The organism is Alkalihalobacillus sp. TS-13, assembly GCF_019720915.1.
In the GTDB taxonomy this organism is placed as follows: domain Bacteria; phylum Bacillota; class Bacilli; order Bacillales; family Fictibacillaceae; genus Pseudalkalibacillus.
Genome location: NZ_JAHKSI010000001.1, coordinates 1427071 through 1443111, shown reverse-complemented (window position 1 = coordinate 1443111; position 16041 = coordinate 1427071). Strand labels below are relative to the sequence as shown.

General features: G+C 39.9%; 19 protein-coding genes. 13 read left to right on the top strand and 6 right to left on the bottom strand.

The window, feature by feature from the left end; all coding sequences use genetic code 11:
* The first annotated feature begins 67 nt into the window (after window positions 1-67).
* Together KOL94_RS07190 and KOL94_RS07185 are read left to right on the top strand one after the other, a co-directional pair.
* The gene (locus KOL94_RS07190) at window positions 68-757 is read left to right on the top strand and encodes a peptidoglycan DD-metalloendopeptidase family protein (RefSeq protein WP_221565261.1); all 690 of its coding nucleotides are present in this window, start codon (window positions 68-70) and stop codon (window positions 755-757) included.
* A gap of 38 nt (window positions 758-795) precedes the next feature.
* Window positions 796-1608: a histidinol-phosphatase gene (locus tag KOL94_RS07185; RefSeq protein WP_221565260.1), complete on the top strand. Its 813-nt coding sequence runs from the start codon at window positions 796-798 to the stop codon at window positions 1606-1608.
* Here KOL94_RS07185 and KOL94_RS07180 read toward each other — a convergent pair.
* The 4 genes from KOL94_RS07180 to KOL94_RS07165 form a co-directional block, all read right to left on the bottom strand.
* Window positions 1600-1773 (bottom strand): hypothetical protein, encoded by a 174-nt coding sequence (locus tag KOL94_RS07180; protein WP_221565258.1) that lies wholly within the window; start codon window positions 1771-1773, stop codon window positions 1600-1602. The genes KOL94_RS07185 and KOL94_RS07180 overlap by 9 nt on opposite strands.
* A 46-nt stretch (window positions 1774-1819) precedes the next feature.
* Entirely contained in the window at window positions 1820-3394 is a 1575-nt protein-coding gene (gene serA, locus KOL94_RS07175) for a phosphoglycerate dehydrogenase (protein WP_221565256.1), read from the bottom strand.
* A 244-nt stretch (window positions 3395-3638) separates the two neighbouring features.
* Window positions 3639-4127: an inorganic diphosphatase gene (locus tag KOL94_RS07170; protein WP_221565254.1), complete on the bottom strand. Its 489-nt coding sequence runs from the start codon at window positions 4125-4127 to the stop codon at window positions 3639-3641.
* Window positions 4128-4401: 274 nt separating this feature from the next.
* Entirely contained in the window at window positions 4402-4650 is a 249-nt protein-coding gene (locus KOL94_RS07165; protein ID WP_221565253.1) for a ferredoxin, read from the bottom strand.
* A 278-nt stretch (window positions 4651-4928) separates the two neighbouring features.
* On the opposite strand from KOL94_RS07165, the gene KOL94_RS25610 reads away from it, so the two are divergent.
* The 5 genes from KOL94_RS25610 (at window position 4929) to KOL94_RS07140 (ending at window position 9025) form a co-directional block, all read left to right on the top strand.
* Window positions 4929-6023 carry a YpbB family protein gene (locus KOL94_RS25610; RefSeq protein ID WP_221565252.1) on the top strand — a complete coding sequence of 365 codons (1095 nt, stop codon included), beginning with the start codon at window positions 4929-4931 and terminating at the stop codon, window positions 6021-6023.
* Window positions 6013-7509, top strand: a complete 1497-nt coding sequence (locus KOL94_RS07155) for a RecQ family ATP-dependent DNA helicase (RefSeq protein WP_221565251.1) — start codon at window positions 6013-6015, stop codon at window positions 7507-7509. The genes KOL94_RS25610 and KOL94_RS07155 overlap by 11 nt, the downstream gene beginning before the upstream one ends.
* On the top strand, window positions 7502-8125 hold the full coding sequence (locus KOL94_RS07150) for a type II CAAX endopeptidase family protein (protein WP_221565250.1): 624 nt from the start codon (window positions 7502-7504) through the stop codon (window positions 8123-8125). Before KOL94_RS07155 ends, KOL94_RS07150 begins: the two co-directional genes overlap by 8 nt.
* Window positions 8126-8193: 68 nt before the next feature.
* A complete protein-coding gene (locus KOL94_RS07145) occupies window positions 8194-8490 on the top strand; it encodes a hypothetical protein (protein WP_221565249.1) in 297 nt (98 codons plus the stop codon).
* A gap of 67 nt (window positions 8491-8557) precedes the next feature.
* Window positions 8558-9025 (top strand): DUF2663 family protein, encoded by a 468-nt coding sequence (locus tag KOL94_RS07140; protein ID WP_221565248.1) that lies wholly within the window; start codon window positions 8558-8560, stop codon window positions 9023-9025.
* Window positions 9026-9036: 11 nt separating this feature from the next.
* On the opposite strand, the gene KOL94_RS07135 is transcribed toward KOL94_RS07140, so the two are convergent.
* Entirely contained in the window at window positions 9037-9255 is a 219-nt protein-coding gene (locus KOL94_RS07135; RefSeq protein ID WP_221565247.1) for a hypothetical protein, read from the bottom strand.
* A gap of 198 nt (window positions 9256-9453) precedes the next feature.
* Between KOL94_RS07135 and KOL94_RS07130 the strand changes: the two genes are divergently transcribed.
* From KOL94_RS07130 to KOL94_RS07105, 6 genes are all read left to right on the top strand, one after another.
* Entirely contained in the window at window positions 9454-10086 is a 633-nt protein-coding gene (locus KOL94_RS07130) for a CBS domain-containing protein (protein ID WP_221565246.1), read from the top strand.
* Window positions 10087-10134: 48 nt separating this feature from the next.
* Window positions 10135-10530, top strand: a complete 396-nt coding sequence (locus KOL94_RS07125; RefSeq protein WP_221565245.1) for a hypothetical protein — start codon at window positions 10135-10137, stop codon at window positions 10528-10530.
* Window positions 10527-11303 (top strand): metallophosphoesterase, encoded by a 777-nt coding sequence (locus KOL94_RS07120; protein ID WP_221565243.1) that lies wholly within the window; start codon window positions 10527-10529, stop codon window positions 11301-11303. The genes KOL94_RS07125 and KOL94_RS07120 overlap by 4 nt, the downstream gene beginning before the upstream one ends.
* A gap of 224 nt (window positions 11304-11527) precedes the next feature.
* Window positions 11528-12127, top strand: coding sequence for a genetic competence negative regulator (locus KOL94_RS07115; protein WP_221565241.1), 600 nt, complete (start codon window positions 11528-11530; stop codon window positions 12125-12127).
* A 260-nt stretch (window positions 12128-12387) separates the two neighbouring features.
* A complete protein-coding gene (locus KOL94_RS07110) occupies window positions 12388-13668 on the top strand; it encodes a Glu/Leu/Phe/Val family dehydrogenase (protein WP_221565239.1) in 1281 nt (426 codons plus the stop codon).
* Window positions 13669-13950: 282 nt separating this feature from the next.
* Complete coding sequence (locus KOL94_RS07105; RefSeq protein WP_221565237.1) at window positions 13951-14940, top strand: YpdA family putative bacillithiol disulfide reductase; 990 nt, start codon at window positions 13951-13953, stop codon at window positions 14938-14940.
* Between the two features lie 25 nt (window positions 14941-14965).
* Here KOL94_RS07105 and KOL94_RS07100 read toward each other — a convergent pair whose 3' ends face one another.
* Window positions 14966-15940 carry an asparaginase gene (locus KOL94_RS07100; RefSeq protein ID WP_221565235.1) on the bottom strand — a complete coding sequence of 325 codons (975 nt, stop codon included), beginning with the start codon at window positions 15938-15940 and terminating at the stop codon, window positions 14966-14968.
* Between the last annotated feature and the right edge of the window lie 101 nt (window positions 15941-16041).

Here is a 16041-nt window from a genome sequence, read left to right as displayed (position 1 = left end):
CTCCATACGATATTATCGTGTCTTGGCTTGTCCAACCTACAGGATAATAGACTGTGGAGGTTATTTTATGAAAAAAGTACTATTATTGTCCGTGGGGACATTTTTTGTTTTGTTTCTTATCATGAATTCTGGTAATGTATCAGCTAAGAGTTCTACAATTGAGGTGAAAATTGATGAAATCTGGGATTGGCCAGTCGATGGTGTTTTGACAGACCATTTCGGTACCCGACAAGGGACTCATTTCGGCATAGATATAGCTGCTGACGAAGGAACAGACATACGAGTTGTTCAAGATGGGACAGTAGCAAAATCCTATTATTCAGATTCTTATGGAAATGTCATTTTCGTAAAACACTCGAATGGTTTGGAAACCGTTTATGCCCATATGAGTGAACGTTTTGTAAAAGAAGGCGAAAAGGTGGAAAAGGGTACAGTCATCGGCTTGATCGGTAATACTGGCAAATCAAGAGGAGATCATTTGCATTTTGAGGTGCATAAGGATGAATGGAATGTACATAAAACCAATGCAGTTGATCCGCTTGCTTTTCTTGGAGATCGCCATTTGGCCATAAAAGTTGATGCACCGCGTCTCGATGACACAGAGAAATTCACGATTACCATCGCTGAGGGCGACACACTCTGGGCACTTGCACAAAAGTATGAAATTTCGGTAAAGAATTTAATGAAATGGAATAACCTTGATTCTGATTTGATCGTCGTTGGCCAAACATTAATGATTATGAAACAAGTAACCTAAATAATTGCAATATACTAGCGGAGAGGGGAACGAAGAAAATGAGGACAGATTATCATAACCATTTGGAAAAAGGGACATTGACTCTCGATTATCTCTCTAAATTCACTGAAAAAGCGAAAAAGGAAGGGATCAATCACTTCGGAATCTCGGAACATGCCTATCACTTTTATCAGACTGCTGACATCCTATCTAATCCCTGGGTTGATGAGAGACGCTATTATGACATGGAGGATTATGTAGATCTGTTCCATCAGGCTTGGAACAAGGACATAGACGTAAAAATGTCGATAGAAATGGATTACACGCCTGGTAAACACGAAGAAATGAAGCGATTCATCGATCAATACGATTTTGATTATGTTATCGGCTCGATTCACTGGATAGATGATTTCGGAATCGACCTATCTGAGTACAAGGAAGAATGGGATCGAAGGGATTTATTCGATGTTTACCGACGATACTTTGACCAGGTTGTCACGTTGGCTGAATCCAACATGTTCGATATCCTAGGACATATGGATCTTGTGAAGATCTTCAATTATGTACCTGACGACAATAACTTCCTGCTAGAACAATATGAACGTGCGACAGACGCATTGAAAGAGTCAAAGACCTGCATCGAGATCAGCACAGCCGGTCTGCGTAAACCTGTCAAACAAATGTATCCACATGAGGATCTATTGAAGATGTGTCAGCGCAAAGGAATCCCGATCGTATTGTCATCCGATGCCCATTACCCTGAACATGTCGGATTTGCCTACGATCGTGCCGTCCAGTTTGCAAAAGAAGCAGGTTATACACACTTGATGACATTTGAAAAAGGAGAGCGAAGAGAAGTTCCACTAAAATAGGCTCTTCGTCATTGTAGTTGTGTCGGTGTTGAGTTGGGTGTAGAGTTGGCGTCGTTCGGCGACGATCGAAATATGCTGGATCGTGTCGTTTGACCGATAGATTGCTGATTTCGGCCGTAACAACACAAACACGATTCCCGCCGTTACAAGCCTAATTTTGAACATAGAAGAAAATGGGGTTGGCTCTATTTAAGAGTCAACCCCATTTATTTTACTCCAATGACATCGCAAGGAGAGTAGTGATGCCAGTATTTTCTTGCAGATCCTTTATCGTTTCGTTGTTGAGCGGTTCATCAAAAGTCAGTACCATGGCTGCGCCTCCACTGACTTCTTTACGCCCAACCTGCATCGTAGCAATATTCATTTGATGTTTTCCAAGTACTTCTCCGACTTTACCGATCACACCAGGCTGGTCATTATGGGTGATGAACAAGAGATGTCCTTTCGGAGTGAAATCGATATCGAAGCCATTCAGATTGACAACTCTTCCGCCGAGGCCAGGCAACAAGGTCCCTTGAATGAATACCATCTGATTTTCACCGACAACTTTCACATCGATCAGGCTTGAATAGCCGAAGGTTTCTGAAGCTTTCGTTTCTCCGTAAGTGATTCCCCTCTGCTTGGCAATCAGGTTGGCATTGATAATATTGACAGGTTGATCGACTCTTGAATTGAGGAAACCTGACAACACGCTTCTTGTGATTGGTAAGGTTTCATGGTCTGAAAGTTCCCCTGAATAGGTTAACTGTACTTCTTTAATTGGGGTTTTTATGCATTGTGACAAAAATGTTCCTAGACGATTTCCCAGTTCGATGAATGGGTGGATGAAATCATGGACATCACGGGAAACGGCAGGATAATTCAATGCATTCCGAGCTGGATTTCCCTGTAATACGTTACATACATCCTCGCTGACTTGTTGGGCAACGTTGAATTGTGCTTCTGTGGTTGAAGCAGCAATATGAGGGGTTGCCACTACATTTGGATGTAAAAGCAAGGATTCATTGACACAAGGCTCTTCTGAAAAAACATCGAGTGCCGCTCCCGCAATGTGTCCTTCCTCTAATCCTTTGACGAGAGCTTCCTCATCGATGATTCCGCCACGTGCACAATTAAGAATATAAACCCCTTTTTTCATTGTTTTAATCGATTCTTCATTGATGAGGTTTTTCGTATCTTTATTTAAAGGAGTATGGACAGTGATGATGTCAGCATTTTTAAGGAGCTGATCCAATGGCACGAGCTCAACCTGGAGTTTCTTAGCCCGCTCTTTTGTTAAGAAAGGATCGAATACATGTATATCCATACCGAAGGAAAGTGCTCTTTTAGCAAGTTCCGAACCGATTTTCCCCATACCGATGATCCCGAGGGTCTTTCCATGGACTTCATGCCCTGTAAAAGCAGAACGCTTCCACTCAAGATTTCGTAATGATCGGTTGGCCTGAGGGATGTTCCGCATTAAAGATAGCATCATCGCAAAGGTATGTTCAGCAGTCGAAATCGTGTTGCCATTTGGGGCGTTTACAACCACGATCCCTTGTTCTGTCGCTGCGTCTAAGTCGATGTTGTCGATACCGACTCCAGCTCGTGCGATGATTTTGAGGTTCGGCATTTCGTTGATGAGTGCACGTGTGATTTTTGTAGCACTTCGTACAAGTATCGCGTCAATTTCCATTTTCGAGGTTACTTCATCGATGTTCTTTTCAATAAGATTCATACCTGGCGTATTTACAAGCGGTTCCAACCCCGCTTTGCTTATTGGATCACTTATAACGATTTGAAACACATTCTTCACCCCATCTTCTATTATTAATTTCTGATTGTCCTATGGTTCACAATGTATGTCAACTGAAAATTTGTACAATTATAAAGTCTGTTAAATAAGGGAATGCGAGGGATAGGAGTTGGTTGCGCTTACATTGGAATTAATAAATTATCTGTGAATCGATTTTCCTCATGGTGAAAGGTATTCTCACAAGACATAAAAAAGACCCGTGGTTTGAACCACAAGTCTTTAAAGTACACATTTATTATTTTTGTTCCTGATAACGCTTCAGGCATTCCTCAACTAATTCAGATGCCTTTTCTGGTCCTTCCCATGATCCGATTTCTGTTTTCTTTCCTTGAAGATCTTTATAACGTTCAAAGAAATGCGAGATTTCCTTTAGTGTGTGTTCAGACACATCTTCAAGTGATTGAACATGGTCAAAGCGCGGATCCTCCACTGGCACTGCAAGAAGCTTTGCATCTTCTTCACCGCTGTCAATCATGTTCAGGAATCCGATTACGCGGGATTCGATCACACAACCTGGGAAAGTAGGGTTCGTAACTAATACGAGGATATCCAACGGGTCCCCATCCAGAGCAAGTGTGTTTTCAAGATATCCGTATTCAGCCGGGTAAAACATCGGGGAGAAAAGAACACGATCCAGCTTGAATACACCTTTTTCTTTATCGTACTCATATTTGTTTTGACTTCCAGTCGGAATTTCAATAAATGCGTCGACAACTTTTGCCATCCTATAGACCTCCTTAGAATATGTACAACTTACAATATCCTATTATAGCAATTCAAAGTTCATTTGAAAACTGACGTACTTTAAATTGGCACGATTAGTTTTAATGTTGAACTCTACGAAGTTCACTCCCTTTCCAGGGGGGATCCGCGAGCCTTTTCACATGCACAGGATGGTTTGAAAGTCGTAATTGACAATGATTATCAATTTTAATATGATCGTTATGGTATGAAAAAAACGCCCTCCAAACCTGGAAGACGTCGTTTTATCCACATTATCATTCGAATTTTGTTGCATCCCCATCAAAAGGTTCATCCGCAATTTTGATTGAATCAGTCGGGCAACCTTCGAAGGCGTCCTGCATATCTTCATGAAGAATATCTGGAATTTCTACAATTCCTTCATTATCATCTAAGGTAACAAACGCAATACCTTCATCATCATAGTCATAAATGTCAGGTGCAGCAGCTCCACAAGCTCCGCATGCGATGCAAGTTTCTTTGTCAACAATCGTGTACTTTGGCATATCGAAATTACCCTCCTAGAAATTTATGAACCTGTTCTTCATTACCTATCTTATTATCAATTCAAAAAACAGTTCATATTCTCCAAATGAATCCATTTTTTCTATCCTTGTTACTATTGTAAAACTGTTAGGTAGAGATTTCAACAATTAAATTATTGATAATCCTTTTCAAATAAGGCTTTGTAAGTGTTTTTTAACTACATAAGCCAATTTTTCTAAAACGAGCAAAATTTTAACTCTCTTTGATACAATAGAGTGTACAAGAATGGGAGGTGAGAGTGAACGTGAACTATATAGGTTCCATCATTTTATTGGGTATTGAACGGCTGGATGGAGAAAGAACGACCACTGGACTGTATCATTTATTCAATGGAAAAAAATCATCACAAACTGTACAAGATGGCAGGCTGTTCCAACTTTCTCACTTGTTTGGAATCATAAAAGGATACAGTTACAGGGATTTCAAAATAAATATGAACGATTTACATAACGACGGATTGATTGAAGTTTATGACGGAAATCATGCTCTTATAACAAATTTGGGGAAAATGCAGCTTCGAAACCAGTTGGAACAACATCCTATACCTGAATGGCTGGATTGTTGGCGTTACGGCGATCTTAGTAGTGTTTTCTGGCGTCGAATTACATTATTTGTCCAAACCCTCTCACACATAATGAAAGGAGATCATCATTTCTATCCGATTCAAAATGATCCTGACACGTTGCAATGGGTCAAACGTTCATTTCCAAAGGAGAAAGAGATACGATCAAAGATTGCCTCTCTGCTATTTCAAGAACTGAAATTGCTTCTGCAACCGTTGGGTGTTAGGAAGGCTGAGAATGTTGTTTTAAGACTGACAAGAACTGGAAGGATCGGCCTGACCACTAACCAGGTGGCAGATAGATTGCATATTGATCCAATGGAATGCCATGTCCATTTCCAAGCATCTTTACATCACATGATGAAAATGATCGTTGAAGATCGCACTGCATTTCCTGTTTTATCTACATTCATAGCTGATATGGAACAGCGGTTTGCACTGACCGAATCTACACGTAAAACGTATCGACTGATCAAAAAGGGTCTCAGTTTAGAAGAAATAGCCTCCGTTAGGAATTTGAAGCCTAGTACGATTGAGGATCATATTGTCGAACTTGCAATTCATATTCCAGAAATGGATATTGATAGATACATACAAGAAACGGATCAGAAGCGGATCGTAGAGGCTTCTGGATTATTAGGGACAAAAAGGCTGAAGGCTATCAAACAAAAACTGGGTGAAGGTTTCAATTACTTTCAAATCCGGTTGACACTGGCTAAAGAGTCATCTGCAAATGGGAAACAGGGAGGGGGGATGAGAAGTGTCGATTGATCACGTTTTATATGAAAAGTTCGGGTTTCGTACCTTTCGTAGTGGACAAAGAGAAATTATAGAAGATGTACTAGATGATAAAGATGTATTTGCAATGCTGCCTACAGGATCAGGCAAGTCGATTTGTTATCAGCTACCGGCTTATCTCGTAGAAGGTGCAGTCATCGTCGTATCTCCGCTAATTTCTTTGATGGAAGATCAAGTAGAACAATTAAAGCGTAATGGAGAGAAAAGGGTATGTACGTTTCATAGTGGAATGCCATATGATCTCAGAAAAACGATCCTAAGGAATCTATCAAGGTATAAGATCATTTATGTATCCCCGGAAACACTGCAGTCAGATCTATTTGCGAATGCCCTTTCAAAAATAAAAGTATCCTTGTTTGTAATTGATGAAGCACATTGTATATCCCAGTGGGGGCACGAATTCAGAACGGATTATCTGAAACTGGGGGAAGCAGCTAAAAAGATGGGGCGGCCGCCCATTTTAGCTTTGACTGCAACAGCAACTGTGAAAGTCCGTGAGGATATCATCAAGTTGTTAGCGCTTGATGAACCGGAAATGCATATATACTCCGTCGATCGGCCGAATATTGCTCTTCAAACGGAAATCGTTGACAGTGCCATCGAAAAAATGGACATCTTGATCCGATATGTCCAAATGTTGAAAGGACCTGGCCTCATCTATACGTCAAGCCGAAATGCAGCTGAAACGATTGCGAACACATTGAAGCGGAATGGTTTAGAACGGACAGCTTATTATCATGGGGGTATGGATAACGATGACAGAATGCTTATACAAAAACAGTTCATTTATAACGAACTCGATGTGATATGCTGCACGAATGCATTTGGAATGGGAATCAATAAGTCTGATATCCGATTCGTTATCCATTTCCATTTTCCTTCTAATATGGAGTCTTACTTGCAAGAGATCGGAAGAGCCGGAAGAGATGGAGAACAAAGTTTGGCTTTGATACTTTATCATGAAGATGATGATTTCATTCCTGAACGCCTTATCTCTTCAGAATTACCATCAGAACGTGATATCGATGACTTGATCAATTTCGTAAACAAGGACGAACCAGAACGAGGATCATTCCAAGAAGGAATTCGTCACTTGGATCTCACCGAAACAGCTGAACGTTTCATCCAATATCATGTTGAATTGTTTTTTTGGGAAGACAAAAGGGATCTTCTTGAATGGAGAAATAAATTAGTAGGTTTCATTGAAATGAGATTTAAAGAAAAACAAGACCGGATCCGATATATGAAGAAATGGATCCAGTCGAGGGAATGTAAAAGGGAATCCATTTTAAAGTCCTTTTCAGAAGAATTGACTGTAAGACCTTTGAATTGCTGCCATATTTGTGGAGTATCAATTGAACACTTCAAAGCTTCAATTTCCAGATCGGAGCAAAGTGAAAAGAACAGTTGGGAAGAAGAATTGGCTCTAATCTTCCATCAGGAGAACATCCATGTTTAAACAATTGAATCAGAAAGAACTCTTACAATCTTTATCCAAACGTGAACTGTATTTGAATCTTTATTTCACGCAGGGGATTTTTCTATTATTGGCGGTGATCTTGTCCTTTTTCTTTAACCAGGATATTGCGGACTGGCTTGTTCTTTTCAGGATGGAATGGGGAGCTATTCTCATTTGGTCGCTCCCTGTTATCATCCTTATTGTGCTAGTAGACGTTATTTTATGGAAAAAGGCACCGCGACGTTTGATCGATGATGGTGGAATCAATGAAAGAATATTCTCGAACATTACGTTTATCCATTTGATAGTGATCACGGTTGTCATTGGGATTTGTGAAGAATTGTTATTCCGTGGCGTATTACAGACGAATATCGGGTATGTCCCGGCAAGTTTGTTGTTTGCGCTCTTACATATCCGTTATATCATCAAACCTGTGTTATTGCTATTTGCGACAGTACTCAGTTTCTTGTTAGGTGGTATCTTCATTATTACAGGGAATTTACTGATTCCTATCTTCATCCATATTGCGATCGATTTCCTATTAGGACTGATTATCCGGAATAACCTTTTTTCTGTACGTTCTAAGAATCAGGAATGGAACGATGAGTCTTTCTGAAAGTGAAGCATGTGTGTTATGGAATTAGCTTAAAGCACAAAGCCTTTGATCAAAGGAGGTGCATCTAAGTGAAGGTGCAAGATCAAGCGTCGATTTTACGTGAAAAAGTCAATAATGATGAGATTGCTATGGATAACGACGAGGTAGATATTCTGAACCTTCCTCCAAGAAGCGAAAAACATTCCCGGAGTAAAGGGCAAACGAAAGAGGCGACTCAACCAGATAAAACCTATTTATGGATTACCCGTGGGATCGCCATCGCCTTTATATGTATGATTGTTTTTATCGTGTATTACTTAACCTATGAAATGCCATTTCAGGAAATAAAAAAAGACGGTATTCAGCCCATTAATATCGTCAATTAAAAAACATCATGTGACTGATGTATACCTAATTCCCTCCTAGCATAGTTTTGAATAGGAGGGAATCTAAATGGATGGTTTACAGTATTGGAAGTTTAAACAGTATTTAGTTTCTGAAGTGACGTTGGAAGTAGTGAAGAACCTCATAGAACGCAGGACAAAAGAGAAACGATTTGAGCAATTGGTTTTGAAATGGTCTTTATCTTTATTCGTCGTGCTTTTTTTCAGCTTGATATACATCTATTTCTACAAGCTGCCTGCCTTTGGCACCATGTTTCTAATGAATCGAAATGTGATCGGATACCTTACGCAGGATAAGCTGTTACTCACGCTCTGTATAATTGGGATTTTTAGTATTGTCCAAATGATCCATTACAAGAAAAAGCATACCAAGGCTGAAAACGAGTACGAAGAATTAAGAATAGCAACCATTGAACGAGGAGAAGAACTGTGGGAAAAACCAGTTCCATGGAAACTTAGACATGAAGTGTTTGATTGGCTGAAACGGGAACATGATGTCAACTTATATCACAAATGATAATATTGATACTACATTGGACAAGGGCAGCCGAAAAAGGCATTCTCGCTTCTGCAAAAGAGTTGGTCATTTATTTGCACATGATCTTTCGTAATCAATTGTATCCTGCCAAACGCTACTGTTTCATACTCTTTCATACAAAATACTTCAACTGGGAGTCCGATCTTCTGGCTGTATTCCAAATCCTGATCTAGTACGAGAGACTTATTCGTAAACTTGGATATGGTCATGGTGTGTCCTCTCCTAACTTTAATTTTTTGAATTTTTTAAACTCAAATTCTTAGTTTAATCTTAATGTAAATTTACATATTTTTCAACCTATATTGTTGAAATATTCTGATAAAAAATAAAAATTTTAAACGCTTAATAGGAATTACCTATTATCGAAGCGAAAACAATAAGGTAGTAATTAATTAGGGGGGATAATCATGTTTGTCAGAAGTATCATGATACCGAAAGCGAAAACATATGTCGCTCAAAATTCAGATACGCTGGAAGATGTACTACATAAGTTGAACCAATATCAAATCGATGGGATGCCTGTGGTCAATGGGAAACAATATGCTGGTATTGTCACATTGAACAAGATCTATAAGGCATACTTCGAATCCGGTTCAGATCGTCAGGATTTCCTCAAGTCCACTGTAGCTGGAGATGTAGCGGACCATAAAAATGATTTCATTGATGAAGAAGAAATATTTGAAAAAATCCTTTTATCTGTCAAGGACCGCCCTTTGTTAGCAGTTGTCGACCAGGCTGGAGAATTGAAAGGGATCATTACCCGATATGATGCACTTGAACAATTCCAAAGTGCTTTTGGTATGAACCGAAAAGGTGTCAGGATCTCGTTTTCATCCTCGGAAGCAGAAGGACGTATTGCCCGGCTTGCAGAAATTGCGAAACAATTCCATGAAAATATAATTTCACTTGCGACCTTTGACGAATCTGATAAGTTCATAAGAAGAATCGTCATGAAAGTTGAAAAGCAGCAGAACATTGATAAATTCATAAAAAAGCTTGAGGCATCTGGATTCCGGATTCTTGATATCAAGGAAGATTGACAACATGAAATTCCTTCCCTTTTCATACGGTATAGGGGAGGGATTTTTGTGTTTAAACGGATCATGGCATTACTTATCGGATATTTTTCCTTATATACCGTCGTGAATGACATACCAACTTCATCTTATGACCAATTCATGGGCTGGGTGGCAAAGTTGATTATGAATCCAATGGTTTTCGTTTATTCAGCCTTTCTGATCCTCATTGGTGTAATAGCATATGGAATTGCGCTCAAAACGATTATCACCGATTTCAGAAACCAAAGACTCCGCTCATTGATTGTGCAGCTACTTTACATTGTCCTTGTAATATGCAGTGTGTACCTACTTTATCAAATGAATGAGCTTCTTATGTTGATATTCTTACCTTGTTCCGTTATTTATGGTATCATTTCGTTATCTCAATTTAATGTTCACGAACGGAGACAGGAAGGTGCAGAATGATCATTACTTTTTTTGTAGTGATGGGCATTGGTTTGCTGCTACTCATTTATATGTGGCATGAAGCCCATCAAATAGTTGTAAAAAAGCATGAGCTCTCTTTAGAAAATTTTCCTGAAAGCTTCAATGGCTTAAAGGTTTTTTTTATATCTGATATCCATACCAGGGTGATCGATGAGAAACTGCTTGACCAAATAAAAGATCCGATTGACATAGTAGTAATTGGTGGAGATTTGATGGAAAAAGACGTACCGTTCGAGCGTGTTTCCAAAAATTTGGACCAGCTTTCAAAGATCGCACCTAATTATTTCGTGTGGGGGAATAATGATTATGAGGTGGATTTTCGCAACTTGGATGTCCTCCTAAGGGAAAAAGGTGTGACGATCCTTGATAATACTTGTGCCAGATTTGAATCTGGAGATGATACCTTGATTCTTGTAGGAGTAGATGATCCAACCTTGGAGAGGGAAGATCTGGATTTAGCTGTTTCCGATGCAGACGATAGCCATACATGTTTTAAAATCCTCATCAGCCATAATCCGTCGATCATCGAAAAGGTCAAAGACGAGCATCGAATCGGCTTCGTCCTAAGCGGACATACCCATGGAGGACAAATTCGCCTTTTCAAATGGGGGATCGCAGAAAGAGGAGGCTTTAAAGAATATCCACAGACAAAACTATTCATAAGCAATGGTTTCGGTTATACAAAACTTCCATTAAGACTTTGTGCACCAGCAGAATCTCATGTGTTCACTTTTTATAAAAAACTTAGTTAATTAATACAGTTGAATTCTGACGAAGTATGATTGAAGCGAAATTTGCGACACTCCTGCGGGAACAGCGAGCGGGGCGAGATCCCACAGCGAATTAAGGAACTTCGACCATAATAATGACCTGATGCAGATCTTTTCAGAACTACCTGACTACGAAGAACCTTCTGTAAATCGCCATCATATAGTGTAAAGAAAGGGTGGAGTATTGCTGTTGAGGAGGACCATATATGCGACTGGAGCGTTTAACATATAACAAAATAAAAGTGTTTTTAACTTTGGATGATTTAGACGAGCGCGGCATCTCGAAGGAAGAAATGTGGCAAGACTTACCAAAAGTACACGAACTGTTCAGGGACATGATGTTAGAAGCAGATGATGAACTTGGATTTAAAGCAGATGGTCCGATAGCCGTCGAAGTTTTTTCGCTGCCTGCCCAAGGGATGGTTGTCATTGTGACGAAAGGTCAACCTACGAGTGAGGATGATGATTACGATGATGAATATCTGGAACTTCAAGTGACAATGGATATAAGTGATGACGTCATTTATGAATTCAAACATTTCGATGACATCATCGCACTAACTTCACGAGTGCACCAATTAGGTATCACAGGTGGGGAAATTACTTATTATAACGGACATTATTTCGTTTCGTTCGAAGAAGAGGAATATGAATTTCTAGATGTTGATATGTTCGTCGCACTTTTATCTGAGTTCGGTAGTCCTTCCACCATCACAAAGTGGCGCGTGAGAGAGTATGGAAAGCTGATCATGGAAGAGAAAGCCATGGAACAAATCAATGAATTTTTTTTGAAAAACAATGGATGAAAGTTCTGGGCTGGCCGATATGAAAAGGGCCTAGCCCTTTTGAATATTGTAACCTACCTTCTAGTTTGATTCAAAAATTGAGTTAAATTTTCACCTTTAAGGGTATTGATAATAAATAAGCAGAGAATATGGAAGAAAGCGGTTACAAAATATAAGCGGAAAACTTGCAGATATCACTTCTCATTACGACAAGTAGGGTGTATACTATGCATTGAGAAATTGAAATCATACTTATTTGGTATTATCACGGGAGGTAAACCATGTCTGCCAACAATACTTCAGATAATGAACAAGAAAAAAATGGACAAGACAATGTATTGTTATCTACACAAACAGTAATTAATGATGCATTAGATAAGCTAGGGTATCCGGAAGAAGTATATGAGCTTCTAAAAGAACCAGTCCGCTTAATGACAGTCCGGATCCCAGTCCGGATGGACGATGGTTCTATAAAAATATTCACTGGATATCGCGCCCAGCACAATGATGCAGTTGGACCAACAAAAGGTGGAGTACGATTCCATCCAAATGTAACTGAAACGGAAGTAAAAGCTTTATCTATTTGGATGAGCTTGAAGGCAGGTATTGTCGACTTACCGTATGGTGGGGGTAAAGGCGGAATCATATGTGATCCACGCGATATGTCGTTCCGAGAATTAGAACGATTGAGCCGAGGATATGTGCGTGCAATCAGTCAGATCGTCGGTCCTACAAAGGATATTCCAGCGCCAGATGTGTTCACGAACTCTCAAATCATGGCATGGATGATGGATGAATACAGCCGAATCCGTGAATTCGATTCACCAGGGTTCATCACAGGGAAACCATTGGTTCTTGGTGGTTCCCACGGACGTGAATCAGCAACCGCTAAAGGGGTCACGATTTGCATTCGAGAAGCCGCGAAGAAAAAAGGAATCAACCTTGAAGGTGCGAGAGTCGTCATCCAGGGATTCGGAAATGCTGGAAGTTTCCTGGCGAAGTTCATGTACGATGCCGGCGCGAAGGTGATCGGTATTTCAGATGCTTATGGCGGATTGCATGATCCTGAAGGTTTGGATGTTGATTATCTGCTTGATCGTCGTGACAGTTTCGGAACGGTGACGAAATTGTTCAAAGATACAATCACAAACCAGGAACTTCTCGAATTGGATTGTGATATTCTCGTTCCAGCAGCGATTGAGAATCAGATTACAAAACATAATGCACATGACATAAAAGCTTCGATTGTCGTAGAAGCGGCAAATGGTCCAACGACAATTGAAGCGACAAACATCCTCACAGAGCGAGACATCCTGCTCGTACCGGATGTACTTGCAAGTGCAGGCGGTGTAACGGTTTCTTATTTTGAATGGGTTCAAAACAATCAAGGGTACTACTGGACTGAAGAAGAGGTTGAAGAAAAGCTTGAGCAAGTGATGGTAAAAGCTTTCAATAATATTTTAACGACCGCAACCAACCGTAAAGTCAACATGCGTCTCGCCGCTTATATGATAGGTGTACGTAAAATGGCAGAAGCATCTCGTTTCCGAGGATGGATCTAAAGCAATTCGGTTGAAACAAACGATGAAATCCCCTATCATCATTATGTATGATAAGGGGATTTTTGTTTGTAAACCTCATTTTAGATAATGATTCGTCTAAAGAAATGAAGGTGATGAGGTTATTGAAAACCTGTAAGCGCTGGAAATATTCGGGACTCCTGCGGAAAGCGAGTAATTTCCCAAGCCATACGATAGAATTTTGAAAAACAACAATCTTTTTACTTAACAGCTCAAATAAGATGAATAATATAGATATAGTAGCCATTAGGAGTGAAAGAAACCATGCAAGCTGACGCGATCATTGTCGGCGGTGGTCCCTGCGGTCTTTCAGCAGCGATTGCTTTAGAGGAAAAAGGTCTGAAACCAATCGTTATCGAAAAAGGGAACATTGTCAATTCAATTTATAATTACCCAACACATCAACAGTTTTTCAGTACAAGTGAAAAGCTTGAAATCGGAAATGTCCCCTTTGTCATTGAACAAAGGAAACCTAAACGTAACCAGGCACTTTCTTATTACCGTGAAGTCGTGAAAAGAAAAAATCTTACGGTGCATGCATTTGAAAAAGTTCTAGTTGTAGATAAGCAGGAAAACGGCTCTTTTGTCGTCCGATCAAAAAAACAGAATGATGAAGAACAGAAATATGAAACACCTTACGTTATCATTGCAACCGGATATTACGACCATCCAAATTACATGGGTGTCCTAGGAGAAGACCTGGATAAGGTTTTTCACTATTTTAAAGAAGCACATCCATACTTTGATCGTGATGTAGTCGTTATCGGTGGGAAAAACTCAGCAGTAGATGCAGCCCTTGAATTAGAAAAAGTCGGCGCGAGAGTTACTGTATTATATAGAGGCTCTGAGTATTCAAACAGTATCAAGCCATGGATCTTGCCGGAATTCGAAGCTTTAGTCCGCCATGAGAAGGTGAAGATGGAATTCAACGCCAAAGTAATCGAAATCAAAAAACAGTCTTTGATTTATGAGGTGAATGGAGAACAGAAAAAAATCCCGAATGATTTTGTTTTTGCTATGACTGGTTACCATCCTGACCATTCTTTCTTGACAAATATGGGAGTGGAGATACAAGAGGAAACGGGAAGACCGTTGTTCAATCCTGACACTATGGAAACGAACGTTAGCGGTATCTTCATATCAGGTGTGATTGCAGCCGGGAATAACGCTAATGAAATTTTCATAGAAAATGGCCGGTTCCATGGTGGTTTGATTGCAACTGAAATAATGAATAGGAATAAAAAGTGGGACTGACCAATTTGGTTCAGTCCCTTTTCTGTCAATTTGATGAAAAAGCTTCTGATAACTGTTCCATGCTGTAGCCCATTTCCAGAGTAACCATTAACTTTAGTCTGGCTTTTGGTCCATTCAATCCGTTCGTCAAGATGACCCCGGATTCTTTAAGTTTCCGACCTCCCCCATCGTAACTGTAGATGTCCTGGACAATTCCGTTGAAACAGCGTGAAACCATGACAATCGGAATTTGGTCTTGTATAAAATGATTGATTTCTTCCATTAAAACAGGCGGTAAATTCCCTTGACCAAGTGCTTCGATGACAAGTCCATCTAACTTCATGGTACGGACAGCTTGAAGGAGATCCTTTTGCATGCCTGCATAAGCTTTTAAAAGGATGACATGTTTTGAAAGCCCTATTGTTTCATAATGTTCCCGGTGAGCGAGATTATGATGGAAGAAGACACCACGTTTTGTGACGATCCCGATAGGACCTGATTGTGGGCTTTGGAATGTTGCAATATTACTTGTATGAGTCTTAGTCGCATTTTTTGCAGCATGGATCTCGTCATTGAATACGACTAAAACCCCTTTCCCTTTAGCTTCATCACTAGCTGCCGTTCTGACGGATGTAATGAGATTATGGGGTCCGTCTGAACCGAGCTCATTACTCGAGCGCATTGCTCCTGTTACGATGATAGGTATTTCATCACCATGAAGAAGGTCGAGCAAATAGGCCGTTTCCTCCAATGTATCTGTACCGTGAGTGATAACAACTCCATCAAAGGAATTGTCCTTGATTTTCCTGTGTATATAATTTGAAAGACTGATCATGTGATCCGGAGTGATATGAGGTGAAGGAAGGTTCAGAAAATCATCCATCGTTACCTTGGCAATTTGGGAAAGCAGGGCATATGTTTCGTGAAGGGGATTGATATCACCCGGAATTACTTTTCCTGTTTCTTTATCCTCACTCATTGCGATCGTTCCGCCAGTATGTATCACTAGAATTTCTTTCATTGAGTTTACACCTCGTTCTAAAAAGTTTATTCAAGATTTAAGATACCATGTTTTGTACACGTGAGTCTAAAATTGGGCTGACAATTAATATAACAAAAAGC

What these genes read in the sequence shown, in the direction of transcription:
- KOL94_RS07190 (WP_221565261.1), top strand. Translation starts at nt 68, where the DNA reads ATGAAAAAAGTACTATTATTGTCCGTGGGGACATTTTTTGTTTTGTTT.
- KOL94_RS07185 (WP_221565260.1), top strand. Translation starts at nt 796, where the DNA reads ATGAGGACAGATTATCATAACCATTTGGAAAAAGGGACATTGACTCTC.
- KOL94_RS07180 (WP_221565258.1), bottom strand. Translation starts at nt 1,773, where the DNA reads ATGTTCAAAATTAGGCTTGTAACGGCGGGAATCGTGTTTGTGTTGTTA.
- KOL94_RS07170 (WP_221565254.1), bottom strand. Translation starts at nt 4,127, where the DNA reads ATGGCAAAAGTTGTCGACGCATTTATTGAAATTCCGACTGGAAGTCAA.
- KOL94_RS07165 (WP_221565253.1), bottom strand. Translation starts at nt 4,650, where the DNA reads ATGCCAAAGTACACGATTGTTGACAAAGAAACTTGCATCGCATGCGGA.
- KOL94_RS07150 (WP_221565250.1), top strand. Translation starts at nt 7,502, where the DNA reads ATGTTTAAACAATTGAATCAGAAAGAACTCTTACAATCTTTATCCAAA.
- KOL94_RS07140 (WP_221565248.1), top strand. Translation starts at nt 8,558, where the DNA reads ATGGATGGTTTACAGTATTGGAAGTTTAAACAGTATTTAGTTTCTGAA.
- KOL94_RS07135 (WP_221565247.1), bottom strand. Translation starts at nt 9,255, where the DNA reads ATGACCATATCCAAGTTTACGAATAAGTCTCTCGTACTAGATCAGGAT.
- KOL94_RS07130 (WP_221565246.1), top strand. Translation starts at nt 9,454, where the DNA reads ATGTTTGTCAGAAGTATCATGATACCGAAAGCGAAAACATATGTCGCT.
- KOL94_RS07120 (WP_221565243.1), top strand. Translation starts at nt 10,527, where the DNA reads ATGATCATTACTTTTTTTGTAGTGATGGGCATTGGTTTGCTGCTACTC.
- KOL94_RS07115 (WP_221565241.1), top strand. Translation starts at nt 11,528, where the DNA reads ATGCGACTGGAGCGTTTAACATATAACAAAATAAAAGTGTTTTTAACT.
- KOL94_RS07110 (WP_221565239.1), top strand. Translation starts at nt 12,388, where the DNA reads ATGTCTGCCAACAATACTTCAGATAATGAACAAGAAAAAAATGGACAA.
- KOL94_RS07105 (WP_221565237.1), top strand. Translation starts at nt 13,951, where the DNA reads ATGCAAGCTGACGCGATCATTGTCGGCGGTGGTCCCTGCGGTCTTTCA.
- KOL94_RS07100 (WP_221565235.1), bottom strand. Translation starts at nt 15,940, where the DNA reads ATGAAAGAAATTCTAGTGATACATACTGGCGGAACGATCGCAATGAGT.